Annotated in this window: 9 protein-coding genes and 4 pseudogenes; 10 read left to right on the top strand and 3 right to left on the bottom strand. The window is 68.8% G+C overall.

Features of this window, described 5'->3' with window-relative positions:
* Nucleotides 1-90: 90 nt before the first annotated feature.
* Nucleotides 91-1,707 (bottom strand): annotated as a pseudogene (locus tag ACFXGI_RS35260) (MFS transporter); the annotation flags it as partial.
* 344 nt (nt 1,708-2,051) lie between these two features.
* Here ACFXGI_RS35260 and ACFXGI_RS35265 point away from each other — a divergent pair.
* The 7 genes and pseudogenes from ACFXGI_RS35265 (at nt 2,052) to ACFXGI_RS35295 (ending at nt 9,556) form a co-directional block, all read left to right on the top strand.
* Nucleotides 2,052-2,237 (top strand): hypothetical protein, encoded by a 186-nt coding sequence (locus ACFXGI_RS35265; RefSeq protein ID WP_384715998.1) that lies wholly within the window; start codon nt 2,052-2,054, stop codon nt 2,235-2,237.
* Nucleotides 2,238-2,459: 222 nt separating this feature from the next.
* A pseudogene (locus tag ACFXGI_RS35270) lies at nt 2,460-2,762 on the top strand (DciA family protein); the annotation flags it as partial.
* 90 nt (nt 2,763-2,852) lie between these two features.
* Nucleotides 2,853-3,408: pseudogene (locus tag ACFXGI_RS35275) on the top strand (IS5/IS1182 family transposase); the annotation flags it as partial.
* A gap of 724 nt (nt 3,409-4,132) precedes the next feature.
* Nucleotides 4,133-5,455 carry an aldehyde dehydrogenase family protein gene (locus ACFXGI_RS35280; RefSeq protein ID WP_384716071.1) on the top strand — a complete coding sequence of 441 codons (1,323 nt, stop codon included), beginning with the start codon at nt 4,133-4,135 and terminating at the stop codon, nt 5,453-5,455.
* Between the two features lie 689 nt (nt 5,456-6,144).
* Entirely contained in the window at nt 6,145-7,254 is a 1,110-nt protein-coding gene (locus ACFXGI_RS35285) for an NAD(P)-dependent alcohol dehydrogenase (protein WP_384716001.1), read from the top strand.
* A 276-nt stretch (nt 7,255-7,530) separates the two neighbouring features.
* Nucleotides 7,531-8,331 carry a maleylpyruvate isomerase family mycothiol-dependent enzyme gene (locus ACFXGI_RS35290; protein WP_384716004.1) on the top strand — a complete coding sequence of 267 codons (801 nt, stop codon included), beginning with the start codon at nt 7,531-7,533 and terminating at the stop codon, nt 8,329-8,331.
* Nucleotides 8,332-8,764: 433 nt separating this feature from the next.
* Nucleotides 8,765-9,556 (top strand): IS5 family transposase, encoded by a 792-nt coding sequence (locus tag ACFXGI_RS35295; protein WP_384716007.1) that lies wholly within the window; start codon nt 8,765-8,767, stop codon nt 9,554-9,556.
* On the opposite strand, the pseudogene ACFXGI_RS35300 reads toward ACFXGI_RS35295, so the two are convergent.
* Together ACFXGI_RS35300 and ACFXGI_RS35305 are read right to left on the bottom strand one after the other, a co-directional pair.
* Nucleotides 9,528-10,059 (bottom strand): annotated as a pseudogene (locus ACFXGI_RS35300) (hypothetical protein). The gene ACFXGI_RS35295 and the pseudogene ACFXGI_RS35300 sit on opposite strands and share 29 nt — an antisense overlap.
* 229 nt (nt 10,060-10,288) lie before the next feature.
* A complete protein-coding gene (locus tag ACFXGI_RS35305; RefSeq protein WP_384716010.1) occupies nt 10,289-11,209 on the bottom strand; it encodes a GntR family transcriptional regulator in 921 nt (306 codons plus the stop codon).
* 126 nt (nt 11,210-11,335) lie between these two features.
* Between ACFXGI_RS35305 and ACFXGI_RS35310 the strand changes: the two genes are divergently transcribed.
* The 3 genes from ACFXGI_RS35310 (at nt 11,336) to ACFXGI_RS35320 (ending at nt 14,327) form a co-directional block, all read left to right on the top strand.
* The gene (locus ACFXGI_RS35310) at nt 11,336-12,514 is read left to right on the top strand and encodes an FAD-dependent monooxygenase (protein WP_384716013.1); all 1,179 of its coding nucleotides are present in this window, start codon (nt 11,336-11,338) and stop codon (nt 12,512-12,514) included.
* 265 nt (nt 12,515-12,779) lie between these two features.
* On the top strand, nt 12,780-13,223 hold the full coding sequence (locus ACFXGI_RS35315; RefSeq protein ID WP_384716016.1) for a MarR family transcriptional regulator: 444 nt from the start codon (nt 12,780-12,782) through the stop codon (nt 13,221-13,223).
* A gap of 375 nt (nt 13,224-13,598) precedes the next feature.
* The gene (locus tag ACFXGI_RS35320; RefSeq protein WP_384716019.1) at nt 13,599-14,327 is read left to right on the top strand and encodes a DUF2625 domain-containing protein; all 729 of its coding nucleotides are present in this window, start codon (nt 13,599-13,601) and stop codon (nt 14,325-14,327) included.
* Nucleotides 14,328-14,413 lie beyond the last annotated feature (86 nt).

A 14,413-nucleotide genomic window follows, 5' to 3' on the forward strand; every position in this document is an offset into this window, starting at 1 on the left:
CGGTGGCCGTCGGACGCTGAGGGGCAGGGTGGCCTGCGAGGACCCGGGCGTGCACCCGTCTGCAACATGACCGGGTGGCGCAAGTTACGCGGCCTGCTTCTCGTCGGTCTGGGCCGGCCCGACGGACGTCTGCAGCGGGGCCTCCTCGATGAAGAGGCAGAGCAGGAAGGCGAGGAGTGCGGAGGGGGCGGCGTAGAGGAAGACGTCGGCGATGCCGTGGCCGTAGGCGCTCTCCAGCCAGGTGCGGACCGGGGCGGGGAGCACGTGCATGTCGGGCAGTGAGCCGCTGCCGGTCGCCTGGGCGGCTGCGGCCTGTGCCTCGGGGGCCAGGCCGCCGAGGGTGTCGGTGGCGTAGTGGGCGATGCGACCGGCCATCAGGGAGCCGAGGACGCCGACGCCGACCGCGCCGCCGAGGGAGCGGAAGAAGGTGATCACGGAGGAGGCGGCGCCGAGGTCGGCGGGGCTGACCTGGTTCTGGGCGGACAGGACGAGGTTCTGCATCATCATGCCGACGCCGATCCCCAGGAGCGCCATGTAGATGGCCAGCTCCCAGTAGGGGGTGTCGTAGCGCATCAGGCCGAGCAGGGTCAGGCCCGCGGTGAGGAAGACGCCGCCGGAGACCAGCCAGCCCTTCCAGCGTCCGGTGGCGGTGATGAACCGGCCGGAGACCGTGGAGGACACGAACGTACCGGCGATCATCGGGATGGTCATGACGCCCGACATGGTCGGAGACTCGTTGCGGGCGAGCTGGAAGTACTGGGAGAAGAAGACCGTGCCGCAGAACAAGCCGACGCCGACGAACAGCGAGGCGAGCGAGGCGAGGGTGATGGTGCGGTTGCGGAACAAGCGGAGCGGGATGACCGGTTCGGCGGCCCGGGTCTCGGTGAGGACGAACAGCAGGGCGAGCAGGACGGTGCCGCCGACCATGGTGTAGGTCTGCCAGGACAGCCACTGGTACTTGTCGTCGGCGAAGGTCACCCAGATCAGCAGCAGCGAGGCGGCAGCGGTGATGAGGAACGCGCCGGTCCAGTCGACCTTGACCTTCCGCTTGGCGACGGGCAGGTGGAGTGTCTTCTGTAGGACGGCCAGTGCGATCAGCGCGAAGGGGATGCCGACGAAGAGGCAGTAGCGCCAGCCGAGCCAGTCGGCGTCGGTGATGACGCCGCCGAGGAGCGGGCCGGCGGCGGTGGCGACGGCGACGGTGGCACCGGTGTAGCCGGAGTAGCGGCCGCGCTCACGCGGGGAGATCATCGCGGCCGTGATCACCTGGACCAGGGCGGTGAGACCGCCCGCGCCCAGGCCCTGCACCACACGGGCGCTGATCAGCGTGGCCGGGTTCTGCGCAAGACCGGCGATGACGGAGCCGATGATGTAGATGACCAGCGATATCTGGACGAGTGCCTTCTTGTTCACCAGGTCGGCGAGCTTGCCCCAGATCGGGACGGAGGCGGTCAGGGAGAGCAGCGCCGCCGTGACGACCCAGGTGAATGCGGACTGGCCGCCGCCGAGGTCCTTGATGACCGCCGGCAGCGCGTTGGTCACGATCGTCGAAGAGAGGAGCGCGGCGAACAGGCCCAGCAGCAGGCCCGAGAGCGCCTTCATGATCTGCCGATGCGTCATGGGCGCCTGCCCGTGGTCGCCTCCGTGCTCGGGGGCGCCCTTCGGCTTCGCGTGGGCCCGTATACCGATCGGTGTGATCGTTGCCATGGTCTTCCTTCTCTAACGTCTCGGATTCACCTGAAGCACACATCCGCGCTTCTTCGTGCAGGGCGTGCTCGCCCGGCCCTCCGATCGACCGCCACTACGGTGCGTCGTTCGGCATGACCGAGACTCCGACGGGACACCGTCCACTTTCCAGAGCAAATGAGAACGACTGCCGTTCACTCATGTCCGCTCGTGTTCATTCCGGTCCCGCCATTCCCGCTCTGCCACAAGAACGGCTTGTGGCGGTCATGGTCTGGAGGGAAGCAGCCCACCCTCCCGCTCGCCCCTGCACCGGGTGGCAACGCCCCTGAGCAGGCGATGTCAGCGCCGACAGCGGTGATGAGCGCATGACGACCACCATCCAGGACTACGCCCTGACCTGGACCGCCGACGGCATGCCGCGGGCTTCGGCGGTCGGTGACGACGAGGCAAGTGCCGGGCGGCGTAAGAGGGATCTCGAAGCCGCTGGCAGTACCGGCGTGCGGATCGTCCCGGGCCATCGAGGGGAAACGCTGCCTGGGAGTCAGGGCTGATGCCACCAGCCGGGCCGGTCAGCGCGAGCCCGTCGCGATCCGTGGCATCGCATGCTGAGGCGCCGGCCGCGCGGGTGAGTTACGCCAGCGCGGCAAGTCGAGTGGCCGCCCACGGCGGGGGCGTTGCTGTTCGGGGCGCGGGAGGGCGAGAGAAAGGCGCGCGGCATGCCATCGACATAGCCGGAATGGTTCAGCAATCTTGGCGCGTGATGGTGCCCCGCAGCGGGCGAAGACATCGCCCGACACGTCGAACCCGTGGGCGTGGACGACAGCGGACGCTTGCACGTGCGGTGCGCAAGTCCTGCCTGGCGCACGTGGATCCGGCTGCTTGGCGCAGTGCTGGCCAAGCGTATTGACCGGGCTCTCCTGCAAGCTGAGATCAGCGAAGTCGTCGTGAAGCCAGGCGCCGAAGACTCACCCGCGCTGCCGAGAGGCCATCGAGCAGCGTCCCCTGGTGTCGGACAGTCAACTCCGCAGCCACCCGCTCAGCTTGTACGACAGGCGTACGGGCTGGGCGTCTCGTAGATTCATGGCGCCCGGCGCTGACAGGACCTCCGGGCCATCTGTCCGACCCCGCGCTCCACTTTCGCCTGCCGGGCGGGTCGTCCTCTGTCCCGCCATCGCAGATGGTCGGCTGACGGTACGTGGGAGAAGGTCCTGAGGGACGTCCAGGCCGGCGCCGGTGCAGAGGGCCGAATCGACTGGAGCATGGTGAGCGTCGACTCGACGTTCTGCGGAGCGCACCAACACGCAGCCGGCGCCCTTCACCAGCATGCCGCGGATTCCGGCCCGGCGTAGTCGCCCGGCCAAACACCGTTCTGACGAGGGGCTGAGCCGCTCCCGCGGAAAGCTGGATTGCAAGATCCACCTGGCCAGTGTGGGCGGTCGTCGCCCATTGGCCTCCGCGATCACGCCCGGACAGTGGGGTGACACCCCCCGTTAGTCTCCGCCCTTGAACAGGCAAGGGTCCCCAGACCGGGTAGTGGACGTCCACGGACCCGACCAGACCACGCCGGGCAGCAAGGCCGGTCGGCCGACCGGATTCGATACAACGGCCTACCGGCGTCGCAATGAGGCCGAGCGCACCATCAACCGGCGCAAGGCGTTCCGCGCGGTTGCCACCCGCTATGAGAAGAGGGCATACGTCTTCCACGGGACGGCTACCGTCGCGGGCGCTCCGTTTGCGGCTCTGCCCATGACCATCGCGTCCTCGCCTACTCGTCTTGCGGGACGAGCACGTGAACGCCTCCCACACCTCCAGGACCTTCTGAAGACCCGCAATTGAGGAGTTGACCAGCCCGCACTGACGGTCCCCGTCGCCTTCATGACCGCGGACCATCCACACTTCGCCACTGCCGATCGGCAGCCAGTACGTGTTGACGCCGCCCTCGAACGCACCGAGGAATGCTGCCCGACCGGGGGAAGGTCGCGGACATCCAGCTCCCGCCCCGAGTCCCGCACGAACATGCGAGTGCAGTCGACCGGCAACCGACACTCCCGTACGGGACAGGACCTAGATGACCTTGGACTCCGCGGATCCGAGCTTTGCCTGGTGGACGGTGGTGGGTGGCTGCATTGGTCTCCGAGACACGGCGTGGCGACATCGGCAGCGGGCGCGAGTGGACAGGAGTGGACGGTCCTCGTCCCAGTTGGCTCTGGAAAATGAGCAGCTCCCTGTCCGAGTGTTGGCCCATCGAACGACGCACTGTGAATGGGTCGATCGAAGGAATACGCGAGCATGGCCGACATGGCCGAAGAGGCATAAACGCTTCGGATGATTGCTCAATGAACACCGCTTTCCAGGTGAGTACTGCTCTGCAGCGGTGAACACCGAACGAACCCGCCCCCCGTGCGTGACCCGCTTTGGTCGCGCCGCACTATCAGAAGGTCTCCCCGTGAATTACTCCTGCTCCGAGTCGCCGGCCGAAATCGTGGCGCGGCTGCGTGCTGCCTTCCGTACCGGCCGTACCAAGTCCCTTGAATGGCGCACGGCACAGTTGCGCGGGCTGCGGGAAATGCTCACCGAGGGCGGCGCAGATCTGGCTGCGGCTCTTCACGCCGACCTCGGCAAGCCTTCCGGCGAGGCGTACCGCACGGAGATCGATTTCACGATTCGGGAGATCGACCACACGCTCGACCACCTTCAGGCGTGGCTGGCTCCCGAGGCCGTAGCGGTCCCGCCGCTGCTGGGGCCGGATGCATCGGCCTGGACGCAGTACGACCCGCTGGGGATCGTACTGATCATCGCCCCGTGGAATTATCCGGCCGGGCTGCTGCTCGCTCCGATGGTCGGCGCGCTGGCTTCCGGGAACGCGGTCGTGGCCAAACCGAGCGAGCTGGCTCCGGCCACTTCCTCAGCGCTGGCCAGGCTGCTGCCGGCATACCTTGACACCGAAGCGGTGGCAGTCATCGAGGGTGGAATCCCCGAGACCACGACACTCCTGGCCGAGCACTTCGACCACATCTTCTACACCGGCAACGGTATGGTCGGCCGAATCGTCATGCGGGCCGCCGCCGAACACCTCACCCCCGTCACCCTGGAACTGGGCGGCAAGTCCCCGGTCTTCGTCGACCGCGGCACCGATCTCGACGTGGTCGCAGAACGGCTGGCCCGCGGCAAGTTCCTGAACGCCGGGCAGACCTGCATCGCTCCCGACTACGTGCTGACCGACCCGCAGACCGCCGCCGCCCTCGAACCCGCCCTCACCCGAGCCATCGAGAATCTCTACGGCACCGATCCAGCGACGTCCGGGGAGTACGGACGGATCGTCAACGAGCGGCACTTCGACCGGCTCACCGGCCTGCTCGGCTCCGGCCGTGTGGTTGTGGGAGGAGACAGTGACCGGACGAGCAAGTTCATCGCCCCGACCGTCCTGGCCGACGTCGACCCCACCTCCCCGGTCATGCAGGAGGAGATCTTCGGCCCCATCCTGCCGATAGTCACCGTGACCGGCCTCGACGAGGCGATCGACTTCGTCAACGACCGCGACAAGCCGCTCGCCCTGTACGTGTTCACCGAGTCCGACGACACCCAGCACCGCATCGCCGCCGAGACCTCCTCCGGCGGACTCGGCTACGGCCTGCCCGTGGCCCACGTCATGGTCTTGGGCCTGCCTTTCGGCGGCGTCGGGGAGAGCGGCATGGGCAGCTACCACGGCCACCACTCCATCGAGACCTTCAGCCACCGCAAGGCCATACTCGCAAAACCACTGGTCTGAGAGGGCGTCAGGTCCGATCTCTTCCCTGTTCGTGATCGCTCGATCGCAGTACTGATCGCCGTACGCGAAGACCGTATCCGAGCGACCTGTCGGATGGGCATCGGGCGTTGACCGAGCAGATGATCACAGCCTGGAAGCAGGACAGGAGGCACGGCCGGCGACCGGGGATCCCGGGGACTGCGGTCTGAGGGAGGTCGTGGACGCGACCTAATACCAGAACCGGCCGGGCTGTCAGTGGTGCTACCTGCCCCACGACGGCTGACCACGGAGCCCGGTGGGGGTGACTCAGCTATCACCCACCGGGCGGCGATCGGGTCCGTACTCAGGCGCTGACATCGCCAGGCTGCTGCTCGATCTCCTGCGCCTTGCGGGCGGCGGCCCGCTGGGTCTTCAGCCAGATGCCCACGTTGGATTTCTGAGGTACGGAGCGCGAATGACCGCTCTGACCACAGGCGCAGTAAACGGGCGCACAGACACCGCTGCACGCGTGTCCGTGCGCCCACGCCAGAGGCCGGCGGACTGACGGCCTGCTTGTTCACACGGTTCTCCGGGCCCGCACACAGCCCCCGAGGCGCTCGCGCGCGGGACACGCCGGAGGCGGCGAGAAGAAGGACATGCGTGTCATCGAGGCGGGCCGTGCACTGCCACGTATCCCGCACCGCGCATGACATCAGATGAAGGAGAATGGGATGAAGATTGAGGCTGCGGTGTTGCGCGGGGCGAGCGCCCCCTACGCGATCGAGCCGGTCGAGCTGGCGCCTCCCGGCCCCGGCCAGGTGCTGGTACGGATCGTGGGAGCGGGGTTCTGCCACACCGACATGCTGCCGAGGACGCCAGGGTTCATGGCCCAGCCGCCCATCATCACCGGACATGAAGGCGCCGGGATAGTGGAGGAGGTAGGCCCCGGCGTCACCGGCATCTCCCCAGGTGCTCACGTCGTGCTCTCCTTCGACTCCTGCGGAGCGTGCCAGAACTGCCTTGGTGGACACCCGGCGTACTGCGAGGACTTCTTCCGCCTCAACCTCACCGGCTCCGGCCTCGGCCTCGGCCTCGACGGAGCAGGCCCGGCCACCGACCGCCACGGGCAACCCGTGGCTGCCCGCTGGTTCGGTCAGTCGTCGTTCGCGACCTATGCGCTGGCCACCGCACGCAGCATCGTCGAGGTGGACAAAGACCTGCCGCTGGAGCTGCTCGGCCCGCTGGGCTGCGGAGTCCAAACGGGCGCCGGTTCGATCCTCCTCGCCCTGCAGGCCGGGGCAGGCTCCAGCGTCGTCGTCTTCGGAGCGGGTGGGGTGGGCCTGTCCGCGATCATGGCTGCCCGGGTCGCCGGAGCCACCACGATCGTGGCAGTGGACCTGCACGAGAGCCGGCTGTCTCTGGCCCGTGAACTCGGCGCCACCGCCACGGTGCACGGCGGAGACGACGACATCGTGGCGCAGCTGCGCAAACTCACCCGGGGAGGAACCCAGTACGCCCTGGACACCACCGGGATCCCCGGCGTCATCAACACGGCCATCGACGCCCTGAGACCCACGGGTACCGTCGGCTTGGTCGGCGCCCCATCACGGCCTCTGACCCTTCCCCCCTCCGCCCTGACACAGGGCAAGAACGTGAGGGGAATTCTTGAGGGTGACGCCGTGCCCCAGCTCTTCATACCGCAACTGCTGGAGCTGTGGCAGCAGGGCCGCTTCCCCTTCGACCGGCTCGTGCGGACCTATCCGCTCAGCGCGATCAACGACGCCGAACGGGACTCGGTGGCAGGCACGACCATCAAGCCCGTGTTGTTGCCGGGCAGCTGAGCTGGGCGGCAAGAGCAACACACCATGAAATACATCCGCGTCTGGCCACTCCCCGGTGGCCGGCGCGGCGCGTCACGTCGCCGAGGTGCCCGGCCGCACGGCGAGGCCAGAGCGCCCACAGGCACGACGCCCGGCGTACCGCCACGACCGGCGTCCTCGCAGCGGTGCGCAGCTTGGCACCCGAGCGGTGGGAGGCGAGGACGTCCGCAATGGCCAACCGGCGGCGACTGTGAAAATCGCTGTCCGATCACCGGAGCACGGTGATAGACATCCGGCGTGGAAAAGAATCTTGAGTTCCCTGACCTGTTGCGACTGATCGATGAACGGTCGACCGCCTTCCGCGCCGTGGTCGCCGCCGCGCCCGGTCTCGACGCGCAGGTGCCGACCTGCCCCGGGTGGACGCTGTTCGATCTGGTGAAGCACCTGGGTGGGGGAGACCGTTTCTGGGCCGCCATCGTCGGCGCGGGGTCTGCCGACGCTCCCCCGGCCGAGGCCGTCGCCGCGCGCGCCGCGCTGGAAGTGCCGCAGGAGCGTGAGGCCCTGCTGGCCTGGCTGGACGCGTCGACGCAGCTTCTGCTGGGCGCCCTGCGCGCGGCGGGACCGGAGAGCGGTTGCTGGACGTGGTGGCCCGCGTCGCAGTCACCGCAGACCGCCGGCGGTACCGCCCGGCACCGGGTCCAGGAGACCGCGGTGCACACTTACGACGCCCAGCTCGCCGGAGGCTCCCCGCAGCCGCTGCCGGTCGAGCTGGCACTCGACGGTGTGGAGGAGTTCCTGTTCACCGTCTGCGCAACGCCGAGTGCCTGGCCGCACAAGCCCACGGCCTTCGACTTCCACGCCGCCGAGGGCCGCTCCTGGCGCCTCACCGTCGACGGCGACGGCGCACGCGTCACCCGCATCCCCGCGCCCACCGCCGCGACCGGCGAAGACTCGGACGCAGCCGGCGCCTCCGTCCACGGCACGGCCAGTGAGCTGGTCCTCTACCTGTACGACCGGATCCAGGCCGACTCCTTGCACGTTGACGGAGACGCGGGGCTGCTCGACCTGCTCCGCGCCTGGGAGCCGGAGGAGAAGTAGGACGTAGCGGGGGCGGTTGGCCGCGCCTTGAGCCGGTAGGACACGACTCTTCGCCAGGTTCGTCAGTCGCGGCACCGGGCTCAAACCCGCGAGGCGGCCTCGGGGCGTCACCAAGCCGACCGTCTACCTGGATGGCAGTGCGAATTTGTCCGTCCCAGCGATCACGAGAAGCGACGCGACTGCCGTCGTCCCGATCTCGTCGAGAAGTCAGTCGATCGGGTGACTGCGGCGGCTGCCGTGCATGAGAGCAGGGCCTCTTGGTAGCTCGAAGGGTGTCGAATCCAACGTGCGGTCCAGGGGGCCCCGTTGTCGCATTTCTACGGCAACGCGGGAGTGGGGTCCACTTCAGCCACTCTCGCGTGTGACTGTCTGGCTCACAGGATTCGGGAACGCCAGAGACCACGGGGCGCGCGAGCGTCGGTATCCCACCGACATGTCGGACGCCGAGTGGGCGGTGGTCCGGCCACTGCTGCCGGTGCCGGGCCGGCTGCGGGGCCGGGGCGGGCAACCGGAGGCTTATTGCCACCGCGCGATGCTGGACGCGATCCGCTACCTGGTCGACAACGGCACGAAGTGGCGGGCCATGCCTGCCGACTACCCACCCTGGGACCGGGTCTACGCGTTCTTCCGGCGCTGGCGCAACCACGATCTGGTCCGCGAGTTCCACGACCGGCTCCGCCGCCTGGTCCGCGAGCGGGCCGGGCGGGACTCGGAGCCGGGCGCGGGTGTGATCGACTCGCAGTCGGTCAAAGCGGACGCGGTCGTCGGCTCTGACAGCCGCGGCTTCGACGGCGGCAAGCTGATCAACGGGCGCAAGCGGCACGTCGTGGTCGACACCCTTGGCCTGCTGCTCGCGGTGATGGTCACCGCAGCGGATGTGGGCGACCGCGCCGCGGCCCAGGTCCTGCTCACCCAGGTCATGGCCGCGCACCACCTGCCGGCCCTGGTCTGGGCCGACGGCGGATACACCGGCAGCCTCGCCGATTACTGCCTCGCGGCCCTCGCCCTGGTCCTCGCCATCGTCAAACGCAGCGACGACATGCGCGGTTTCGTCGTGCTGCCCAAGCGTTGGATCGTCGAGCGGTTCTTCGCCCACCTGATGCGAAGTCGCCGTCTCGTGCGCGACTTCGAGCGTTCCATCGCCAGCGCGGAGGCGATGGTCTACTGGTCGATGACGATGCTCATGACCCGCCGCGTTACCCGGCCACGTCCTCCGCGAGCGTGAATCGGCCAGGTGCCGGCTCGATCAGCCAGCCGCGCGCCGTCAGCCGCTTGGCCTACGATCGCAGTGCCTCCACCTTTCCCGGTACGGGGTCCAGGCCAAATCAGGCGGCCATCTCCCGGCACGTCAAAGCTCCTTGACCGAGTCGGTTACGGTCGCTGAGGGCCTGCGGGATGCGCTGGTAGTCCACCGACAGCGCCGACCAGGCCAGCCCCGCGCGCCACACCGGCACCACTGTTTTCGGCTTCGCCGCCTCCGCCGGTTCGGGCCGCGCCGGCTGCACACCGGGAGCCGGCAGACCCTCGGAGGCGGCGGGGCCGACGACGGCGTCGTCGCCCGGGGCCAGTACCTCGCCAACGCGTGAGCTGGCGATGACCCACTCGTTCCACTTCCCCCTCAACCACGGCCAGCTCCGCCTGGAGGCGGTCGGCCTCCTCCCGTAGATCGTCGACACGACAGCGAGCGGTGAGCTCACGCTGTTCCAGCAGTCCCACGACTGACGGCATCCTCGACCTCCACCAAAGCAACGACACGACACGGCACCACTGCCACGAGACCGCCGACCCTATGCCTGACCAGCGAGAACACAGTCCTCAAGCCCGGAAAGACAACAACCTCCAAAGGACCGGTCGTGCCATTTCGCGGTTTTTCGGTGTTTGGTGCCTGGTTTCCCCTTGCTTCGTCCGCCGGACCAGTGACCCATTGGGCAACTCGTCATTCCGCTGAGCAACAGGGTCAGTTCGGCGGTGTGGTGATGCGGGTGGCGAGTCCGTTGAGCAGGGTTGTGAGGCCGTGGTGGAGGAGGGATTCGGGGGAGAGGGCGGAGCCTGCTCTCGCCTCGGCGAATGCCGGGAAGGCTCCGCCGTCCACCAGCGCCGCCAGCCGTGTCTCCTGGGCGCGCATCCACTCCTGCCCGCTGACGCCGCTGGTGCGGGCCGCGTCGGACTCCGGTTCGAGGTCGATGGCGTGGCCGCGGACGTATCCGAAGAGGGTGATGGCGGCGTGCATCCGGGTGTCGTTGTCCAGGCCGAGTTCGTCCAGGGCGGCGAGGGCCCAGTCGATGTGGCGGATGCCGTTGGGGATCAGCAGGGGCCGGTTGAGGTTCATGGTGCCGGCCAGCCAGGGGTGGGTCCGGTAGAGCCGCCATTGCAGGGCTGCCGAGAGTTCCAGCCGTTCCCGCCAGTGCGGCGGCGGCCGTTCGGGCAGAGTCTGTTCCCCGAACACGGCGTCGGCCATCAGCACCACCAGCTGCTCCTTGGAGCTGACGTGCCGGTACAGGGACATCGCCGCGACTCCCAGTTCAGCGGCGAGCCGGCGCATGGTCAGGGCCGTCAGCCCTTCGGCGTCCGCGATCGCCACTGCGGCGCGGACGATCCGCCCGCGCTGCGCGTTGTTGTCCTCGGCGGCGGGGCGCCGGCCCGGTCCGTCGGCCGCGGGCCGGGCTGCGACCACGGTCCCGACTCCCGGCACCGCCCGCACCAACCCTTCCTGTCCGAGTAGGGCCAAGACCTTGCTCGCGGTCGCCATGGCGACCCCCCACCGCTGGGTGATGGCCCGTGTCGAGGGCACCCGGCCCCCGGGCCGCAGTTCCCCGCGCTCGATGCGCCCGCGCAGCTCGGCCGCGATCCGCGCGTACGGCGCCTGCGTCTCCGTCATTCCACCCTCCCTGGTGCACTAGTACGGACGAACCGTAGTGCACTAGCTCGGTTTGCTCAACTCACCTGTTCCGCGAGGCATTTCCCGTCTGTACGTTGTACACATCACCCCGAGAGGACAGGGAAAATGAACGAGAACAAGACCCAGACCAAGAACCAGACCGTGCTGATCTCCGGCGGCAGCGTCGCGGGCCCCGCCCTCGCGTACTGGCTGCACCGTCACGGCTTCACCCCCACGATCGTCGAGCGGGCACCGCAGTTGCGCGACGGCGGCTACGCGGTCGACTTCCGCGGTGAAGCCCTGGACGTCCTGGACCGCATGGGCCTGCTGGAGGAGATCCGGGCGCTGGACACCGAGATGGGCGACGCGGCCCTGGTGGACGCCGACGGCCGCCAGTACGCCACCCTGCCGGCGGCAGTGTTCGCCGGGGACCTGGAGGTCCTCAAAGGCGACCTGACCCGCATGCTGTACGAGGCCACCCGCGAGGACACCGAGTACGTCTTCGGCGACTCCATCACCAGCCTGCACCAGGACGACGACGGCGCCCTCGTCTCCTTCGAACACGCCGAGCCCCGCCGCTTCGACCTGGTGGTCGGGGCCGACGGCCTCCACTCCAAGACCCGCGCGCTCGCCTTCGGCCCGGAGGAGGAGTTCGTCCGCCACCTCGGCATCTACACGGCGATCTTCAACCTCGGCAACTACCTGGGCCTGGAGAACACCGGCCGCCTTTACGCCGCCTCCGGCAAGGCCGCCAACATCTTCACGGCCCGCGCGAACACCGAGGCCCGGGCGGCCTTCCACTTCGCCGCCGAGCACCTGGAGTACGACCGGCGCGACACGGCGGCACACAAGCGCATCGTCGCCGAGCGCTTCGCGGGCGAGGGCTGGGAGGTGCCGCGTCTCCTGAAGGAGATGGACGCCGCGCAGGAGTTCTTCTTCGACGCCAACGCCCAGGTCGAGATGGACACCTGGTCCGTCGGCCGGGTCGTCCTCCTCGGTGATGCGGGCTACTGCGCCGGCCCCACCTCCGGCCGTGGCACCTCGCAGGCGCTGATCGGCGCGTACCTGCTGGCCGGGGAGCTCGCCGCCCGCGGAGGCGACCACACGGCCGCTTTCGCCGCGTACGAGGAGCAGATGCGCCCCTACGTGGCCGAACACCAGGTGCTGGGCTGCGAGGGCGCCGAGCGGTTCTTCCTGCCCGCCCCCACCCAGGAGATCCTCGACATGCTGGCCGCGAACGCCCCCGAGAACACCCGCACCGAACCGGTCCGCCTCCCCGACTACATCCCTGTCACCGCCGTCTGAAAGACGACGGAGCATCCACACCAGGACCCGGCCACCCGACCGCCGTTGTCGCCGGAGCTGACGCGTAGCGGTCCTCCCGGCACATGTTGACACCGCATCACAGGACGCGGCAGCAGGCAGCTCACCTCTACCGAACAAGGCCAGACGGCCACCCGTGCCCTCGGCACTCGTGCACAATGCGAGTTCATTGACGAGCTGACGACCCTGCTCGACACACCTCTCGTTCCACCCGTACCAAACGACCAGAACCGAAAGGGCCCCACCCATGACCATCACCGCCCCCGCCGCCGACGCGCGCATCCTCGGCCTGGCCCACTACGCGGCCCGCGGCGTCCTGGAGCACATCCTGGCCCGGCACGGCGTCACCTTCCCGCAGCAGGTCGCCCTGCGCGCCGCCGTCACCGCCGACGCCCCGCAGACACCGCATGACCTCATCACCCAGATCCACGGCTCCCTCAAGGCTGATCCTGCCGACATTCGCGCCGCTGTCGACGAGCTGCTGGCCGGGCAGCTGCTCACGGTGGACGGCGCGCACCTTCGTCCCACGGAGGCCGGGCGCGAACTGCTCGCCGCCGTGGCCGCTGACACCGCCCCCGTCACCGCCAGGGTCTGGGGCGGGATACCCGCCGAGGACCTTGCCGCTGCCGGCCGCGTCCTCGCCCTGGTCACAGAACGGGCAAACGCCGAACTCGCAGCACTGACCGCCTGACCTGCGGTCGTTGTCGGTCGACGTGCGACATGAGGAGGTGGGTGCTGCGCCGCGCCTGGTTGTCGATGCGAGTGCATCGGCTGTCCTGATAGGGCGGTGCTCGGTTTGTACCGGTCAGGCTGATGTGTGTGGTCCGTGGGGACACCTCGCGGCCCGCCCCGTCAACCCGTAGGCGGCGCCGCCGGACCGTCCGCCGCTGCGCCGGAGGCCGCCCCTGCCCCTCCTGCTCCCGATCCGACTCGGGCTCCGGTGTCGGCACCGGAGCCGGTGGTGGTGAGTGCAGACGTTCGCTGCCCGGCCCATCGCCCCGTCCTCCGCGTGAGCGCTGTCCAGCCCACACGATGAGGCGATACCGGCAGGTGCGACCATCGTCGGATGCGAGGGATCGATGAGCTGGTCAATGTGGACGATCCGGCGTGGCCGGAGCTGCAGGGGATGTTCATGGCGAGCTCCGTGCCGGTGCACGTGCTGCCCGGAGACACTAACGAGGGCCGCCGATGCCTTCTACAGATGCAGGTCACCGGGCGATCGGTGCTGGGTGCACTGGCGTTGCACACCGGCGGATTGCTCGTGGACAACGGGTGGCTGCGAGTGTTCGGCGGCGGTTCTGGTTCGGTCGCGGATGGGCGGCTCCCGAGTCTGGCGGAGGTCAACCGCTTCCCCACGGACTTCGACCCTGGCTGGCATCCCGTGACAGGTCTTGTCGTCGGCCACGACATTGTCGGAGGGGTCTTCGCGTTGAACGCTGGACCTGCGGCAGCGGGCCGCCCCGGGGCGCCTGGCCAGATGACGTATTTCGCTCCCGACACTCTGGAGTGGGAGGCGATGGAGATGGGCCACTCCGGGTGGGTCTCCTGGCTGCTCTCGGGCAGGCTGGACACGTTCTACGACGGAATGCGCTGGCCCGGCTGGCGTGAGGAGACCGCGGCCCTGGCTCTCGGGAAGGGTCTTTCCGTGTATCCGTTCCTGTGGTCCGAGCAAGCTCACGCCGATCTCGCGGCCACGAGTCGGCAGCCTGTGCCAATGCGCGAGGTGCTAGGAGTCGCAGCGGACTTCGCTCGGCAGATGGGGCCGTCCGATCCGGGGTTCCTGGGCGACGTGTGACTGGCTTCGTGGTCGCTCCTGCTGTGTTCGGCGAAGGTCTGGAGTCGGGCGACCGGGCCGAGGTTCTGTGGGGGCGATGGCGCGGC

Source organism: Streptomyces sp. NPDC059355 (genome assembly GCF_042752335.1).
Classification (GTDB): domain Bacteria; phylum Actinomycetota; class Actinomycetes; order Streptomycetales; family Streptomycetaceae; genus Streptomyces.

Excerpts from the sequence above, each read along its gene's own strand:
- ACFXGI_RS35295 (WP_384716007.1), top strand. The coding sequence starts at position 8,765 with ATGTCGGACGCCGAGTGGGCGGTGGTCCGGCCACTGCTGCCGGTGCCG.
- ACFXGI_RS35305 (WP_384716010.1), bottom strand. The coding sequence starts at position 11,209 with ATGACGGAGACGCAGGCGCCGTACGCGCGGATCGCGGCCGAGCTGCGC.
- ACFXGI_RS35310 (WP_384716013.1), top strand. The coding sequence starts at position 11,336 with ATGAACGAGAACAAGACCCAGACCAAGAACCAGACCGTGCTGATCTCC.
- ACFXGI_RS35315 (WP_384716016.1), top strand. The coding sequence starts at position 12,780 with ATGACCATCACCGCCCCCGCCGCCGACGCGCGCATCCTCGGCCTGGCC.
- ACFXGI_RS35265 (WP_384715998.1), top strand. The coding sequence starts at position 2,052 with ATGACGACCACCATCCAGGACTACGCCCTGACCTGGACCGCCGACGGC.
- ACFXGI_RS35285 (WP_384716001.1), top strand. The coding sequence starts at position 6,145 with ATGAAGATTGAGGCTGCGGTGTTGCGCGGGGCGAGCGCCCCCTACGCG.
- ACFXGI_RS35320 (WP_384716019.1), top strand. The coding sequence starts at position 13,599 with ATGCGAGGGATCGATGAGCTGGTCAATGTGGACGATCCGGCGTGGCCG.